Source organism: Bradyrhizobium sp. McL0615, from assembly GCF_049993905.1.
GTDB lineage: Bacteria > Pseudomonadota > Alphaproteobacteria > Rhizobiales > Xanthobacteraceae > Bradyrhizobium.
In genome coordinates this window covers 1,825,447-1,840,501 of the sequence record NZ_CP188254.1, presented here as the reverse complement: position 1 = coordinate 1,840,501, position 15,055 = coordinate 1,825,447, and the positions used below count along the sequence as shown (strand labels likewise).

At 63.3% G+C, this 15,055-nt stretch carries 15 protein-coding genes; 6 read left to right on the top strand and 9 right to left on the bottom strand.

Going from position 1 to position 15,055, the window contains the following annotated elements:
* The first annotated feature begins 2 nt into the window (after window positions 1–2).
* The 5 genes from ACPPVP_RS08800 (at window position 3) to ACPPVP_RS08780 (ending at window position 4,571) form a co-directional block, all read left to right on the top strand.
* Window positions 3–1,316, top strand: coding sequence for an aromatic ring-hydroxylating dioxygenase subunit alpha (locus tag ACPPVP_RS08800; RefSeq protein WP_426533197.1), 1,314 nt, complete (start codon window positions 3–5; stop codon window positions 1,314–1,316).
* 1 nt (window position 1,317) lies between these two features.
* Complete coding sequence (locus tag ACPPVP_RS08795) at window positions 1,318–1,830, top strand: aromatic-ring-hydroxylating dioxygenase subunit beta (RefSeq protein WP_426533195.1); 513 nt, start codon at window positions 1,318–1,320, stop codon at window positions 1,828–1,830.
* Window positions 1,831–1,836: 6 nt separating this feature from the next.
* Window positions 1,837–2,571, top strand: coding sequence for an SDR family NAD(P)-dependent oxidoreductase (locus ACPPVP_RS08790; protein ID WP_426533193.1), 735 nt, complete (start codon window positions 1,837–1,839; stop codon window positions 2,569–2,571).
* 17 nt (window positions 2,572–2,588) lie between these two features.
* Complete coding sequence (locus ACPPVP_RS08785) at window positions 2,589–3,116, top strand: MarR family winged helix-turn-helix transcriptional regulator (RefSeq protein ID WP_426533191.1); 528 nt, start codon at window positions 2,589–2,591, stop codon at window positions 3,114–3,116.
* A gap of 324 nt (window positions 3,117–3,440) precedes the next feature.
* A complete protein-coding gene (locus ACPPVP_RS08780) occupies window positions 3,441–4,571 on the top strand; it encodes a hypothetical protein (RefSeq protein WP_426533189.1) in 1,131 nt (376 codons plus the stop codon).
* A gap of 25 nt (window positions 4,572–4,596) precedes the next feature.
* On the opposite strand, the gene ACPPVP_RS08775 is transcribed toward ACPPVP_RS08780, so the two are convergent.
* Window positions 4,597–5,418: a dienelactone hydrolase family protein gene (locus ACPPVP_RS08775; protein WP_426533187.1), complete on the bottom strand. Its 822-nt coding sequence runs from the start codon at window positions 5,416–5,418 to the stop codon at window positions 4,597–4,599.
* Window positions 5,419–5,550: 132 nt separating this feature from the next.
* Between ACPPVP_RS08775 and ACPPVP_RS08770 the strand changes: the two genes are divergently transcribed.
* Window positions 5,551–6,444 (top strand): GlxA family transcriptional regulator, encoded by an 894-nt coding sequence (locus tag ACPPVP_RS08770; protein WP_426533185.1) that lies wholly within the window; start codon window positions 5,551–5,553, stop codon window positions 6,442–6,444.
* A gap of 25 nt (window positions 6,445–6,469) precedes the next feature.
* On the opposite strand, the gene ACPPVP_RS08765 is transcribed toward ACPPVP_RS08770, so the two are convergent.
* The 8 genes from ACPPVP_RS08765 to ACPPVP_RS08730 all read right to left on the bottom strand — a co-directional run bounded on the left by ACPPVP_RS08765 (window position 6,470) and on the right by ACPPVP_RS08730 (window position 14,953).
* Window positions 6,470–7,888 carry an aldehyde dehydrogenase family protein gene (locus ACPPVP_RS08765; protein WP_426533183.1) on the bottom strand — a complete coding sequence of 473 codons (1,419 nt, stop codon included), beginning with the start codon at window positions 7,886–7,888 and terminating at the stop codon, window positions 6,470–6,472.
* A gap of 48 nt (window positions 7,889–7,936) precedes the next feature.
* The gene (locus tag ACPPVP_RS08760; RefSeq protein WP_426533181.1) at window positions 7,937–8,698 is read right to left on the bottom strand and encodes an SDR family NAD(P)-dependent oxidoreductase; all 762 of its coding nucleotides are present in this window, start codon (window positions 8,696–8,698) and stop codon (window positions 7,937–7,939) included.
* A 13-nt stretch (window positions 8,699–8,711) separates the two neighbouring features.
* Window positions 8,712–9,680, bottom strand: coding sequence for a Bug family tripartite tricarboxylate transporter substrate binding protein (locus tag ACPPVP_RS08755; protein ID WP_426533179.1), 969 nt, complete (start codon window positions 9,678–9,680; stop codon window positions 8,712–8,714).
* A gap of 45 nt (window positions 9,681–9,725) precedes the next feature.
* Window positions 9,726–10,805 (bottom strand): alpha/beta hydrolase, encoded by a 1,080-nt coding sequence (locus ACPPVP_RS08750; protein ID WP_426533177.1) that lies wholly within the window; start codon window positions 10,803–10,805, stop codon window positions 9,726–9,728.
* A gap of 11 nt (window positions 10,806–10,816) precedes the next feature.
* Window positions 10,817–12,157, bottom strand: a complete 1,341-nt coding sequence (locus tag ACPPVP_RS08745) for an MFS transporter (RefSeq protein WP_426533175.1) — start codon at window positions 12,155–12,157, stop codon at window positions 10,817–10,819.
* A gap of 66 nt (window positions 12,158–12,223) precedes the next feature.
* Window positions 12,224–13,195, bottom strand: coding sequence for a DUF6282 family protein (locus ACPPVP_RS08740; protein WP_426533173.1), 972 nt, complete (start codon window positions 13,193–13,195; stop codon window positions 12,224–12,226).
* A 50-nt stretch (window positions 13,196–13,245) separates the two neighbouring features.
* Window positions 13,246–14,151 (bottom strand): hypothetical protein, encoded by a 906-nt coding sequence (locus ACPPVP_RS08735; RefSeq protein WP_426533171.1) that lies wholly within the window; start codon window positions 14,149–14,151, stop codon window positions 13,246–13,248.
* Entirely contained in the window at window positions 14,135–14,953 is an 819-nt protein-coding gene (locus ACPPVP_RS08730; protein WP_426533169.1) for an HpcH/HpaI aldolase family protein, read from the bottom strand. The genes ACPPVP_RS08735 and ACPPVP_RS08730 overlap by 17 nt, the downstream gene beginning before the upstream one ends.
* Window positions 14,954–15,055 lie beyond the last annotated feature (102 nt).

Sequence of the window (15,055 nt, the reverse complement as noted above, 5' to 3'; positions counted from 1 at the left end):
GCATGACCCGATATGCCGGCAACGCCGCTGCGCTTCGCGCGCTGGTCCGCGAGCAGGAAGTTCACCGCGACGTCTATGTCAGCGAAGAGGTGTTCCAGCTCGAAATGGAGCATATGTTCCCGAATAGCTGGGTCTATGTCGGCCACGACAGCCAAGTCCCCAATGCCGGCGACTATTACGGCACCACGATCGGCACCCAGCCGGTCCTGCTCGTCCGCCACACCGATGGCAAGGTGCACGTGTTGCACAATCGTTGCCCCCACAAGGGCACACGGATCACCTCCGAGACCTGCGGCAACACCGGAAAATTCTTCCGCTGCCCCTACCACGCCTGGAGCTTCAAGACCGACGGCTCGCTGCTCGCGATCCCCTTGAAGAAGGGCTATGAGAACACAGGCTTCGAACAAAGCCGCGCCGCGACCGGCATGGCGCCGGTGCGCCATGTTCGCAATTATCGCGGCTTCGTGTTCGCCAAGATCAACGACGGCGGCCTCGACTTCGAAGAGTTCTTCGGCGAAAGCCTGTCGAGTTTTGACAACATGGTCGACCGTTCGCCGGCCGGCCAGCTCAAGGTCGCGGGCGGCGTGCTGCGCTACATGCACAATTGCAATTGGAAGATGCTGGTCGAGAACCAGACCGACACCTGCCATCCGATGGTGGCGCACGAATCCTCCGCCGGGACCGCCGTCGAAGTCTGGAAGAAAGCGCCTCCCGGCACCAGGAAGCCGATGGCGGTCGAGATCATCGCCCCGTTCATGAGCCCGTACGAGTTCTTCGAGAACATGGGCATCCGGATCTGGGACAACGGCCACGGCCACACCGGCGTGCACCACTCGATCCATTCAGACTATTCGGCGGTGCCTGGCTATTTCGACAAGATGACGGCGGCCTATGGCGAGGCCCGCGCCAAGGCGATCCTGGACGAAAACAGACATAACACGGTCTATTTCCCGAACATCATGATCAAGGGCCCGATCCAGCTGTTGCGGCAGTTCAAGCCGATCGCGGCCAACAAGACGCTGGTCGAATCCTGGACGTTCCAACTCGTCGATGCACCCGACATGCTGCTGGAGCGCACGCTGATGTACAACCGGCTGATCAATGCGCCGACCTCCATCGTCGGCCATGACGATCTCGAAATGTACGAGCGCGCGCAGGAAGGCCTGCACTCGAACGGCAACGAGTGGGTGAACCTGCAGCGCCTCTACAGCCCCGACGAAGCCGGGCAGACGAACGTGGCGATCAACGGGACCAGCGAGTGGCCGATGCGCCATCAGTTCCGGGCCTGGACCAAGTTCATGACGATGGGGATGTGACATGAGCATGGTCACTGAGGCTCCCCTGAAGAATGCGGTCCCCACCGATCAGGAATTGATCGACTTCGTCGTTCGCGAGGCGCGGCTGATCGACCAGCAGCGTTTCGACGAATGGCTCGAGATGTATGCCGACGACGCCTACTACTGGATGCCGCTGGAATGGAATCAAACCGATCCGCGGCTGACCTGCTCGCTGATGTACGAGGACAAGCTGCTGCTCTCGATCCGGGTCGAGCGTCTCAAGGGCGCGCGGACTTTTAGCCAGAAGCCGAAGAGCCGCTGCCATCACGTGCTGCAGACGCCGCAGATCGATTCGCGCGACGCCGCCGCCAACAGCTACGTCACCTGGACCCCGATCCATTATGTCGAGACCCGCCTCGACGAGCAGGCGCTCTATGCGGCCTGGGTCACGCATCATCTGAGCGTCGAAAACGGCAAGCTGAAGATCAAGCTGAAGCGCGTCGACCTGATCAATTGCGATGCTGCCTTCGGCAACATCCAGCTCTTTATGTGAGGTAAAATGCCCGCGCTTCCCTACACGGCGATCGTCAGCGGCGGCAATACCGGCATTGGTGCTGCGATCGCCCGTGGCTTCCTCGCCGACGGCTACGACGTGATCTCGCTGTCACGGCGCAAACCCGACTGGAGCCATCCAAGATTCATATCGCACGAAGTCGACCTGCTCGATGCGGCGGCGACGCGGCAGGTGGCGTCGGAAATCGCGGCGAACGTGCCGATCACCCATGTCGTGCATAATGCCGGCGCGATCCGCGCGAAGCTGCTTGAAGAGGTGGCCGACGAGGATGTCGGCGCCTTGGCGCAACTGCATTTCGGGGCGGGGATTGCGCTGGCGCAGGCGGCGCTGCCGAGCATGAAGCTGGCCAGCTTCGGCCGCATTGTGCTCCTGTCTTCTCGCGCCGCGTTGGGAACTGTCACACGCACGGTCTATTCCGCGACCAAGGCCGGCATCATCGGCATGGCGCGGACCTGGGCGCTGGAGCTTGCTCCATACGGCATCACCGTCAACGTCGTGGCCCCCGGCCCGATCGCGGACACCGAGATGTTCGAAAGCGTGATGTCGCCGGACTCCGAGCGCGCAAAGAAACTGGCGCAGTCGATCCCGCTCGGCCGCCTCGGCAAGTCCGACGACGTCGCGCGTGCCGTCAGTTTCTTCAGTTCACCGGATGCCGACTTCATCACCGGGCAGACACTGTATGTCTGCGGCGGAGCCAGCATCGGATCAATTTCCATCTAGCCGGTGAGATCACAGCCATGGATGCCACAGTCAAACGAAAGGCCAGATCCCCGAAGGGCGCGCGCGCGCAAACGTTGCGGCCGGTCGAGCCGGCGCACGAATCCGACGGCGCGCATCTGGAGTTGCGCATCTGGCTGCGGCTGCTCTCTTGCGCCACTCGGATCGAGAAGGCGCTGAACGCGCGGCTGCGCAAGGAGTTCAACACCACGCTGGCCCGCTTCGACCTGCTGGCGCAGCTCGCCCGCAAGCCGGCGGGCGCGACCATGTCCGAGGTCTCGGAACTTCTGATGGTTTCGAACGGCGCCATCACCGCTCTCGTGCAGAAGCTCGAGGCCGACGGCATGATCCATCGCGAAGTCGATTCCGATGATCGCCGCACCTTCCGTTTGCGCCTGTCGCAGGAAGGCGCCAAGGAATTCAGCCGGATGGCGCGCCGGCATGAGGAATGGGTGATCGCCCTGATCGGCGAACTGTCGCCCGTCGCGCAGTCGGATCTGCTGCAACATCTGACCCTGCTCAAGCGCCGCCTCGACAAGCACTCCTGACGCTGAAACCGAACGGCGCGATCGCAGGGACCGGTGGTCCGAGCGTGACCATGAGGGCGCGCAGCTCCAGCTTTCTTGCAATCGCGTTAACGACGGCGCCGGAACAGCATGCAGTCTCGGGTTGCATATCGGCAGAAACCGGGCTATTGGGCTGCACCGCAACTGCATTAATGGAGGCGACCGTGTCGACGACTGCACGCTTCCCGGGTTCGACGCGCGATATTTAGCGTCTGCTCCGGGATTCAATCCCGGATGAAATGGCAAATCTTCAATTGAATCGAATCCTGCCGCGGCCTTCCGGTCCGCGCTTGCGGAACTATTGTCATGACCTCTAATCTCGTGCTGGCCCCTCGCCGGAGGGTCGGGCGTTCCGATCTGCTGGATCGTCAACTTCGGCGATATCATCCCCGCTTCCAGCGTGAGGTGCGCGCACTGGCGATGCGGCACTCGCGCATAGCGGACCTTGCCGCGAGCTTTCCCGCGCTGCTTTTCGCGCTGGCCGTTCCACGCCCCGGCCTCGATCCGGCGCCCGCGGTCGCGCGCGTGATCGACGGTGCCGCACTCGCAGAAGCGGCGGCTACCGCTGACCTGCCGCTATGGCTGCGCAGGCTCCCTCCCGAGGCGTTCACGCATCCAATCCCGCGAATGCCCGACGACGAACTGTTTCGCCGACGGATCGCGAACCATTTGCCGCAGTCGCCAGAACTGGCGCCGGCATGGCTGCAGGCCGTGGCTGATGTTGCTGAACTCGCGCATGAGCCGGCAGCGGTGTGGATTGCGCGCGAGCTAGTCCGCGAACCTCGGCGCGTAAATCCTGCGCGATTGCGGCTTATCAGTCTCTGGTCCTGGTTCTCCCTCCAACCGGCAACGTTCGGAAACGGCCTTATCGGGCGCCAGTGGATGCCGGGCATGCGCATTGGCCCGGCCCTCAAAGCTGCGGACGACTGGCGGATGATGATCGCGTTGCATGTGAACCTTGGTCCTCAAACCATCAACGACATGTGGCTGCAGGCCGGTCGGGTGGCTGGCTACGATTTCGTGCCTTTGACGTCGGCCGCCGCCGTCGCCGAAGAGGCAAAAGCCATGAGGAATTGCCTGAAAACCTATGGCTACAACCTGGTGCATAATCGCTCCCGGCTCTGGAGCGTGCGACGGAATGGCGAACGGATCGCCACGCTCAAAGTTGCCTGCCGCCATAGTGATCCGCTGCCGAACATTGTCGAACTGGAAGGCGCCGGAAACACCGGTGCATCGCGCGAGCTGTGGTGGGCGGCGCGCCAGTGGCTGCATCTGCACGATCTGTCACAGATCGACATGGGCTTGCGTAAATGGGGCACAGTGCCGCTCGACCGCGCCACATGGCGATCTCTTTGGCGGCCGTACTGGCTCGCCAAACGCCGTATCCCGGAATGGCTGCCGATCGCGCCGTCGCGCGGGGCGCTCAGTACCCTGTGAGCAAGCGATGTCCCTGGCGATCGCTTCACACGGGCGCGAGCCGGTGCTGGAAGAACGCCAAAATCTCATCGCGTGCCGCGATCGTCGGCTGGCCGGCTTCATCGATCAGATGCGCGGTGACGACGCTATGCGGGGTGGTGACGTGGCGCTCGAAGAACGGCGCCAGATCGGTATTCGCCGCGCTGTCCGGCAGCACCCGTCCGATGAAGCGGTCGCCGAGCGCGCTCCTATAGGCGGCGAAGCGTTGCGCCATGCAGAACTTGTCGCCCGCGAAGCGATAGGCCAGCACCGTCAGATCCTCCCGTTCAAGCCGTTCGCGGACCGCCTTGACTTGGTCCGGTGCGATTTCAATGCCAGCCGGATTGTTCAGCGGCAGCGACGGCTGCGAGAGCACCGGCGCCAGCATCGACGGTTCGAGCATCATGGTCAGCGCAAAATTTCCTGTAAAACACATCCCGATCGCGCCGACGCCGGGACCGCCGCATTCGCCATGCGCAAAACGCGCCAGCGAACGCAGCCACTTCGTGACGGGACTGGATTCGCTTGAGGCAAGGGCACGAAACTCGGCGCTCACGCAGGCGCGTTGAAAGATCGCAGCGCCCTCCTCCGCGCCTGGAACGGCGCCATCGCGGCCGAACAGCGACGGCATGTAGACGGTGAAGCCGGCGTCACGGACCCAGCGGGCAAACCGCGCGACATGCGGGCTGATGCCCGGCATCTCCGTCATCACGATGACGGCTGGTCCCGTGCCGGCCACGTAGACGACCTTGCTGACGCCATCGAGCGCGATGTCGCGACGCGTGAAATCCTCGAGCGGATCGTCCTGTTTCATCGACCGTTTCGGCATCGCGCAATCCCTCCAGGGCGGCATTTACGGATATCGTTGCGATTTCCGTGCTCAAGGGATAGTGTCAAAATTGACATTAATCAGGGCTTTTTTGACATGACCAAAGTTGCGGTTCTCGAGATAGAGGGGTGTATGGCCTCGAGCGCGGCCATCACCCACGATGTCCTGGCGACGGCCAACCGGATCGGCGCTACGCAGCGTGTTCCGCCATTCAAGGTCATGACGGTGCGCTGCGGATCCCGCCGCAACGACGTCGATCTGCGCGGAAGCGAACTCGTCATCGTCCCCGGTCTTGGAACGGCATCGGCAGACGAACTGGAGGCGAAGTTGAAGAGCCCGATGTGCCGGCGCGCGATCGACATGCTGACCCGGGCGCACGCAACCGGCGCGATGCTCGCCGCGTCCTGCGCGAGCACCTTCCTGCTGGCGGAGACGGGCTTGCTCGACGGCCGCCGGGCGACCACGACATGGTGGTTCGCGCCGCTGTTCCGGCAGCGCTATCCCGAAATCGAACTGCTGACGGAGCAGATGGTCGTCGCCGAGTGGCCAATCGCAACCGGCGGCGCGGCCATGGCGCAGATGGACCTGATGCTTGCCGTGGTCGGCCGGTTCGCGGGACCAAGCCTGGCGAAGGCCTGCGCCAACTATCTCCTGCTCGATGAACGGCGCTCCCAGGCGCCATTCATGGCGATCACCTATCTGGCGAGCCAGGACCCCAAAATTGCCAAGGCCGAGAAATGGGCGCGCGACAACATCGCACGCGACTTTGCGATCGAGGAGTTGGCCAACGCCGTCGCGTTGGCGCCGCGGACATTTGCGCGGCGCGTCTCGGCGACCTGTGGCGTTTCACCGATTCAGTTCGTGCAGCGTATAAGACTGGAGACCGCGCGATTCTTGCTCGAGACCACGCGCCTGTCGGTCGACGAGATCGCGCGGCAAATCGGATACGCGGAGCCTTCCACGCTGCGCCGGCTGATCCGCCGCGACACGAAACATCCGCCTGGGCATTTCCGTCCCGCCGCCTGAGTGGCTCCCGGCCGCGTCGCCAGCCTCAGTGACCGAGTATGGCTTTCACTTCGAGATACTCTTCAAATCCAAAAACCCCGAACTCGCGCCCGTTACCGGACTGCTTGTAGCCGCCAAAGGGCAGGCTGCGGTCGAAAGGCGCACCGTTGAGATAGACGCGCCCGGCGCGGATGCGGTTGGCGACGGCGCGAGCGCGATCAAGGTCTTTTGACTGCACAAAACCCGCCAATCCGAACGGCGTATCGTTGGCGATCTCGATCGCCTCGTCCTCGGTGTCGTAGCTCATGATCGACAGCACAGGGCCAAAAATTTCCTCGCGTGCAATCTTCATCTGCGGCGTCACATCGCCGAAGACGGTCGGGCGAACATAGTATCCACGGTTGAGTTCGGATGGCCGCCCCGTTCCGCCAGCCACCAGCGTCGCCCCTTCGTCAACGCCAGACTGGATGAGATCCTGCACTTTCTCAAACTGCGCCTGGCTCACCAGCGGCCCCATGGTGGATGCCGGATCGAGCGGGTCGCCCAAGCGAATGCTGCCGACAGCCTCCCGCGCCGCCGCGAATGCCGCATCCCGCTGCGCGCGCGGGATCAGCATGCGCGTGGGAGACTGGCAGTTCTGGCCGCCGTTGGTGTAGCAGGCGTGAACGCCCTGAATCACGGCGGCTTTCAGGTCGGCATCGGCAAGGATGATGTTGGCGGATTTGCCGCCCAGTTCCTGCGCGACACGCTTGACCGTGTCGGCCGCAAGCTTGGCCACCCTTACGCCGGCCGTGGTCGATCCGGTGAACGACACCATGTCGATCTCGGGGTGGGCGGCGATCGCCTCGCCGGCCGTGGGGCCGTCGCCGTTGACGAGATTGAAGACGCCTGCCGGAAGGCCGGCGTCGTCGACGATCTCCGCAAACAGCATCGCGCTGAGCGGCGCGATCTCGCTGGGTTTCAGCACCACGGTGCAGCCGGTGGCGAGCGCCGGCGCGACCTTGGAGGCAACCTGGTTCAGCGGCCAGTTCCACGGCGTGATCAGTCCGCAGACACCGATCGGTTCGCGGCGGACGATCCCGTTGCCCATCCGCTCCTCGAATTTGTAGTTCGCAAGCACGCGCGCGGCTTCCTCGAAATGAAACAGTGCGACGGTTGCCTGACGCTGGGTCGCAAACGTAATCGGCGCGCCCATCTCCAGGGTCATCATCCGCGCCAATTCCGGCAAACGCGCCCGAAAGCCCTCGATGATCTTTTGAAGCCAGGACAGCCGCTGCTCGACGCTGGTTACGGAATAGGTCGCGAAAGCGCGCCGCGCTGCCTTGGCGGCCAGATCCACATCGGATCGCGAGCCCAGGCTGATCCGCGCGAATGTCTCTTCCGTCGCAGGATTGACTATTCCAAGCGTCGTTGGGGTGGCTGGATCCACCCAGGCGCCGTCGATATAGAATTTCAATTTTTCCATGGGTTCCCGTCCACGACCTTACGTCGCGCCACCGTTTGCGGTGCGTTTCTAGAGGTGCCGACCTTCATCGACCGGCACTACGATTCCGGTCGAACTGGTCAGGTTGACGATGCAGGCCACGGCCGCCCGTGCGACATCGTCGGGCGTGGTGACGTGGGCGAGCGGCAATTTTTCTGCGATCTTCTGCAACTGTTCGCGCGTCCGGCCGGCGACAAAATCCGTATCCACGCCGGCTGGCGAGACCGAGAACACGCGGATTTTCGGCGCCAGCACTTTCGCGAGCGCGATCGTGAGCGCGTCGACGCCCGCCTTTGCCGCCAGATAGGCCAGGCTGCTGCCTAAACCCGTCCGCGCCGCAATCGACGAAATGTTGACGATGGCAGCGCCACTGCCGCGTTCCAGCAAGGGACGGAAGGCGCGCACCATCGCGAACGGCCCGCGCAAATTGAGCGAAACGGTCCGGTCGAAGATATCGTCGGTCAGTCCCTCGAGATCGTTGGCGGGCACCGGGGTGGTGGCGCCTCCGCAATTGACGAGCACATCGAGCCGCCCGTACTGCTGTTCCACGGTCACTGCTGCCTCCGAGATGGAAGCCGGATCGTCGATCGCGATGCGCATGGCGAGATGGCCGCTGCCTTGCAAGCCCCCGACCACCTCTTCGGCCTGCGCGCGGCGGCTGTTGTAGCCGACCACGACGGCAGACCCCATGGCGGCTAGGCGAGCCGCAGTGGCCCTGCCGATGCCGCTGTTGCCACCCGTGACGAGCGCAACTTTCGGGGTCGACAGCGCAGGAATTTCAATGCCAGTCATTCTTTCAGCAGCCTCACATCGTGATCTTTGCAGCCTCGATCACGGGACGCCATTTGGCGCGTTCGCCGTCGATGAATGCCTTGAGGTCTTCCGGGGAGCCCCCAACCCCCTGCAGCGAGTTTTGTTCGAGCATGGTCTTGCCCTTGTCGCTTTTCAGGAAGGCGTTCACTGCATTGTTCACCTTGCTCACGATGTCGGGCGGCGTTCCGGTAGGAGCGACGATCGCGTACCACGCGGTGGCCTCGAATCCCTTGAAGCCCGCTTCCTGCACCGTCGGCACATCGGGCAGTTGCGCGGCACGCTGGCTCGTCGTCACCGCTAGCGCGCGGATCTTGCGGTCGGCCACCAATTGCAGGTAGGTCGGCATGAAATCCATCGCGACGTTGACCTGTCCGCCCAGCAGGTCCGTGATCAGCGGCGCCGAGCCGCGATAAGGCACATGCGTCATCTCCACGCCGGCAAATTGCTGGATCAGCGCCGAGGTAATGTGTCCGAGCGTCCCATTGCCGGGATGACCGACATTGACCTTGCCCGGGTTCTGTTTGGCATAGGCAATCAATTCGGGCAGCGTCTTCGCCGGAAAGTCCTGTGTCGCCGCAATGATCAGTGGCGACTTGGCGACGAGCACGACCGGCATGAAATCCCGCTCGGAGTCGTAAGCCAGGCCCTTGTACATGAACTTGTTGAGCGCGATCGGCGCCGGCGTCCCGAACAGCCAGGTATGGCCGTCAGCAGCCGCCTTGGCGACCGCCGTCCCGCCGAGATTGCCACCGGCGCCCGCGCGGTTTTCGACGATGAACTGCTTGCCGAAATCCTCGCTCAGCGCGTGCGCGACGGCACGCGCAAGGGTATCGACGGCGGCACCGGCCGGGAACGGCACCACCATGGTGACCGGACGGTTCGGCCAGTCCTGCGCGACGGCGTGGTGACATGGCGCAATGGCAAGTGCGAGGCCCAGAAGGCCGAAAGACAGCACGCGCATGTTTCCTCCGAGTTGTGTACGGGGCGCTCGCGTTGGAGCCAGCTTTTATTCTGCAGCAAACTTGTCCAGGCCCTTGCGGCCCAGCCATTTGGATAATTCGTCCGCAACGGCTTCGTTATTGAGATCGGCAAAGGCGATGTGCGTGTTGCCGCGCAGGCCCGCATCCGGGAGCAGCAAGACCTCGCAATCGCCGCCATGACGGTTGACGATACCGCAGAACGTCTTCGCCACCTCGACAGAGGTTTTCCAGATCGCGCGCGTATCGGTGTAGTCGCCGAACACCAGCTGAATCGGAAACTTCGTCAGCTTCATAAATTCGGTCAGCGGCACGGCATTCGGCCCGTACGGCGCATCCGGCTTGGGTTCGGGCCCCTCGCCCTCCGGGAAGACGAAGCCCGGGGTTTCGTAGGCCACGATACCCTTCATGTTGCCGCTCTTTGCCTTCAGCGCCGACAACAGCGCGCGCCAGCCGCCCGCGGAATTGGTGACGGCAATGACGGGGCCGATCTTGTCGATCGCCTGGCCACCGGCCTCCGCCTGCAGCAAGGCGTTCTCGAGCGTATCGAACTCGTCGTAACGGGCGCGCGTCGCCTGTTCCCAGGCTTCCTTGTCGGCAGTCGGAAACTGCAGGCCCGGATGCCAGTTGAGATAGGTCAGGCCGAAACGCCAGGCGGCAAAGTTGCGTTGATCGAAATAATCCGGCGTGTAGGTGATCGGCTCGCAGCTCCAGTTGGCGCGACCGACGCGCGGGCCATCCCACAGGTAGACCGGATATCCCCTGCGCAGGAAAATGCTCTTGTAGCCTTCGCCGCCGTCCCAGCGATTTTCCCACACCTTGGTGCTGGAACTGTGCCACATGATCAGGCCGACACTGCGCCTTTTCGCCGGGATAAAATATTCGACGTAACCATGGTCGCAGGAAAGCGTCTGGCTGGGATCGCCCGGCTTGGCGATGACCTTGCCGCCCACTTCGTACGCGCCCGTCGATTCCAGGATGATCGGCGGCTTCTGCGGTTTGCGAGCCTCTTCGGCGAGGGCAGCATGGCCAAGTCCGGCGAACAACAATGCCGCGGCAAACGACTTCAACTGTTTGCAGCCTCTGGAATGGTTTCTACCGCAACTCATGATCTGCCTCCTTACGACGCGGGTTGCGGGCGCTGAGAATCCGTCGAGGACGAGGGCCCAAAGTCGAAGCCGACACTCGGCGGGAAACGCCATACCGCCAGCATGATGATGGCGCTCAACGAAAGCAGGGCCAGGCTGATGGCCGGGACGATCATGGCAGCCAGCGCACTGCCGGACCAATGCGCGACCCAGGGCATCACATTCTGCGACAGGAAGCCGCCGAGGCTGCCGAGCGTCGTAATGGCCGCCACGGCGGCAGCGGCGTGGGCGCCCTTGAAGATCTGCGACGGTAGATACCAGAAGCAGGGAAACATCAGCGAGATGCAGGGCGTACCGAGCACGAATGCGACATAACGCATCCAGTTCTCCGGCAGCATCGTCGACATCAGGAAGGCGGCCGCGCCGCACAGCGCGATCAGCGCCATGCCGATGAGAACGCCGCGATGCTCGCGCAGATACCGCGGGATCCAGAGCAGCATCAGTGCCACCATGGCCCAGGGCAACGAGTTCAACAGGCCATTCTGCGTGCTGGTCGCACCAAAACCCTTCACCACCGTGGGCAACCAGTAGATCACGCAAAAGAGCGCTAGCGTGATCATCGAGTACACCAGCGAGAACGCCCAGACCCGCCAGTCGAACAGAACCCGAAGCGGATTGGTATGCAGCACCTGGGAGATTTCTCCGCGCCCCAGTTCGCCCGCGAGCCAGGACTTTTCGCGGTCGCTGATGAATCCGGCGTCCTGCGGTCCGTTGGGCAGATACTTTATGATCAGCACGAACAAGAGCAGCGCAGGCGCGCCGGTGGCAATGAACACCCATTGCCAGCCGGCAAGACCGAGCGCGCCGTCGAGATCGAGCAGCAGACCTCCGAACAGCGAACCGAACATGTTGCCAAGCGGGCTGCCGATCGTCATCAGCGCGATGGCCTGCACGCGATAGCGCTTCGGAAACCACAGCGTCAGATAGAAGATGATGCCGGGATAGGCGCCGGCTTCAGCTGCTCCGATCAGAAAGCGGGCGGCGGCGAAGAACGAGCCGCTGAAGCTGAAGCCAAGCAGGATAGTGAGAAGTCCCCATGTCAACAGAATGCGCGCGAACCATAGCCGGGCGCCGAACCGATGCGCGGCAAGCGCGCTCGGCACCTCGAACACCAGCGAGCCGATGAAGAACAGCGACGAGGCGAGGCCGTAGGCCGTCTCCGACATCCCGAGACCGGAGACCATCTGCAGCTTGGCGTAGCTGACGTTGGAACGGTCGATGACCGACAACATCATCAGGGCCACCATCAACGGCATGATCCGCCACATGATGCGGTACATCAGCTCGTCGCCGTCGCGATCCACCCGATCCATGGTGACTTCCTCCCCTGGTACTGCCTTCGGCGCGCGCCGCTTTTCGCGGTCTTTGCGCCGGCTCTGCTAGGCGGCGTTCTGCGCAGCCGACTGCGTCACCGGAAGATTCAGGAACCCTGCCGCGTTGTCGCTGATGAGCTTCCTGATCGCAGGCCGCGTCATCTGCAGATCGAGCAGGATCTGCGTGATGCTGCGAAAACCGTCGACCGGACGCTGCGAGTTCTGCAAGCCGAGATCGGAAGACAGTATGGTGTTGTCGACACCGGCCACCTCGATCAGATGCGCGAGATCATCCGGGCTGTACTTCAGGGATTTGCCCTCGATGAACATGCAGATCGAATGTTCCATCTTGACGCCGCGCGCGACCAGCTGACGGATATCAGTGTCGCTACAGCCGACGATGTAGGTCGGATGGTTGACCATCATCTTCTTGACGCCACGCCGCGCCGCCTCGTCGAACAGGATATGCAGTTCGCTGGCCGGCAGGTGACCGCCGGCCAGGATGATGTCCGCATCGGCAATGAGGTCGATGACCTTCTTGGTGTCGTCCGTGAGCTTGCCGTTGGCGTCGAGCGCCGAAAGCGGAATCGGATCGAGCATTTTCTGGGCGGTCTTCGGAAAGGTCGAGTTTCCCTTCGCCATCGCCTCAATATGGTTCGCGGCTGACAGCGTCGGCATCCAGACGATCTTGGCGCCGAGCTTGACGGCGTGGTCGACGGCGTGCGGGTTGATGCCACCGGACGCATTGTTCAGCACGATGCCCGAGAACAGTTTTACATTGGTTTCGGGGAACAGCTTCTCCAGCAGGATCGCGTGCGGCATGCCGGCATAGAAGTGGTCCTTGTAGAGCACGGCGCGGAATTTTGCGGCGGCTGCGTCGAGCAGCTCCTCGTGATGATCGAGAATGCGCGGCATGGCCGCCGGGCCGCTATGGCAGTGCAGATCGATCGCGCCGACCAGAAGCTCGGCGACTTCGGCCGCCCGTGACAGCGGCGGCAGCGGGACGGTGGTCGGGTAGGATGCTTGCTTGTCGGCCATGGTCAGGACCCTTTCGATTACGTGTCAGGCGGCGGAGTTATCCGCAGGGATTACGCGGGCATCGGATAATCGTCTTCATTCAGCACCCAGCCCGGCTTGGCCGAAAAATCCATGCGCGGCGGGCAGAAGATGTCGACGAGAACGTTGAGCTTGGGATCCATGGCCTGCGAGGTGTGAATAGAGGGCGGCGGGATCACGGCGATGGAAGGCGATCCGCAGCTCTCGTGATCGTCGCTGCGCCACTGCGCCATATCGGTCGTCCACGGCCAGCGCAGGTGATGGATGAAGGTGCCGGCCAGCGCCAGCGAGCATTGCTCGAAATCATCATGGTGGTGCGGCGACATCTTGCCTGGATCGCGCGGGCCGTTTTTCGGCTCGAGGAAATTCACCATGAAGGTCGAGCAGCGGAAGATCCGCCCGAACCGTCCGGGCGTCGCCGCAACGTCGAGACTGTAGGTGCGTATCTTCGCCCCGCCACTTGCCTCCGGCCACGGTTCGAACGGCGGCAAATTGGGATGCGGCGTCGCGTAAGACGCGGCGTTGGAGCACAGCTTGGCGAGATCTTTCGACCGCGTCGTCATCATGCGCACCACCTTGGCGGCGCCCCTTAGCGTGACGGAGCTTGCGCCCGCCGGTACGAAACTGATGGAGTGCCCGGTGACGACCTTGCGCTCGTTGCCCCACACGATTTCGGCGCCCGCCCCCGGATCGGGAAGCAGAACGACATATTCGTCGGGCTGGTTGGACCGGCTCAGCACAGCGCCTTCATCGGCGTCACTATAGGCGATGATGAAGTTCTGGCCGCGGGCATACCAGGTGCGCGCGCCGTTCCGGTTTTCGGCCGGCGCTGTTTCGTAGAATTTCGCATATTCGGCACCTGCGAAATGGGTGGCGGCGGGTTTGGCGCCGACCGGAGTGGCGGCGAGCGCGGCGCGGGGATCAGTGCTGTGATACATGTGAGCCATCCGTGGTCTGCACGAGGGTTTTGAAATCAGTGAGGGTTTGCGCCGCGGCCCGGCGCATCTGGCCCTGGTCCGACGAGATGATGAAGGCGCTGGCGCCGAGGCCGGCGAAATCCTTGGCTTCCGCCGCGCTCGCCACCATCACGCAGACCGGCTTGGCGACTTTCTTCGCCGCCGCAATGATCCTGATAACCGCATCCTTTACGGACGCGTCCGCCGACGATTTGGCGCCAAGGGCGACGGTGAGATCGCCACGGCCGATGAAGAACCCATGGATTCCGTCGACGGCGGCGATGGCGTCGATCTGATCGAGCGCCTCAGGATCCTCGATCATCGCAATCGCGCAGACCGACGCATCCTGTTCATCGACAAGGGTCCACATCGGCGTGCCGCCATAAGCGCCAGCGCGGGCCGAGCCGGAATAGCCGCGCCGTCCGCCGCGATATCGCGCCGCCGCCGCAACCGCGCGCGCCTTCTCGACGGTCGCCACATGGGGCACCAGCACACCGGTTGCGCCGCAGTCGAGGCAAGACAGCATCTTGGCCGGATCGTCCGATGAAACCCGCACGATCCCGGCGAGGTTGCTGGCGCGCGCGGCCAGCAGCATGACATCGGTCATCGCGCGATCGATCGGCGCGTGCTCCTCGTCGATCACGACGAAATCATAGCCGAGCGCACCGAATATCTCGGTCGCGTGCGTGGTGGGCGTCTTGATGAACGTGCCGACGACGGCTTGCCGCGCCGAGAAGCGGCGGCGGAATGACGAAAAATGCGGCCTGACGGCGTCTCCGGACACGGCTGTTCCTCCCCGCCATCTGCTCAGGGCCGTCCTCAAAAGACGGACTCCGACGTGGCTTGGCGAAAACCATTGCAGGGTGGGCGTCGGTGGGCCATAGCT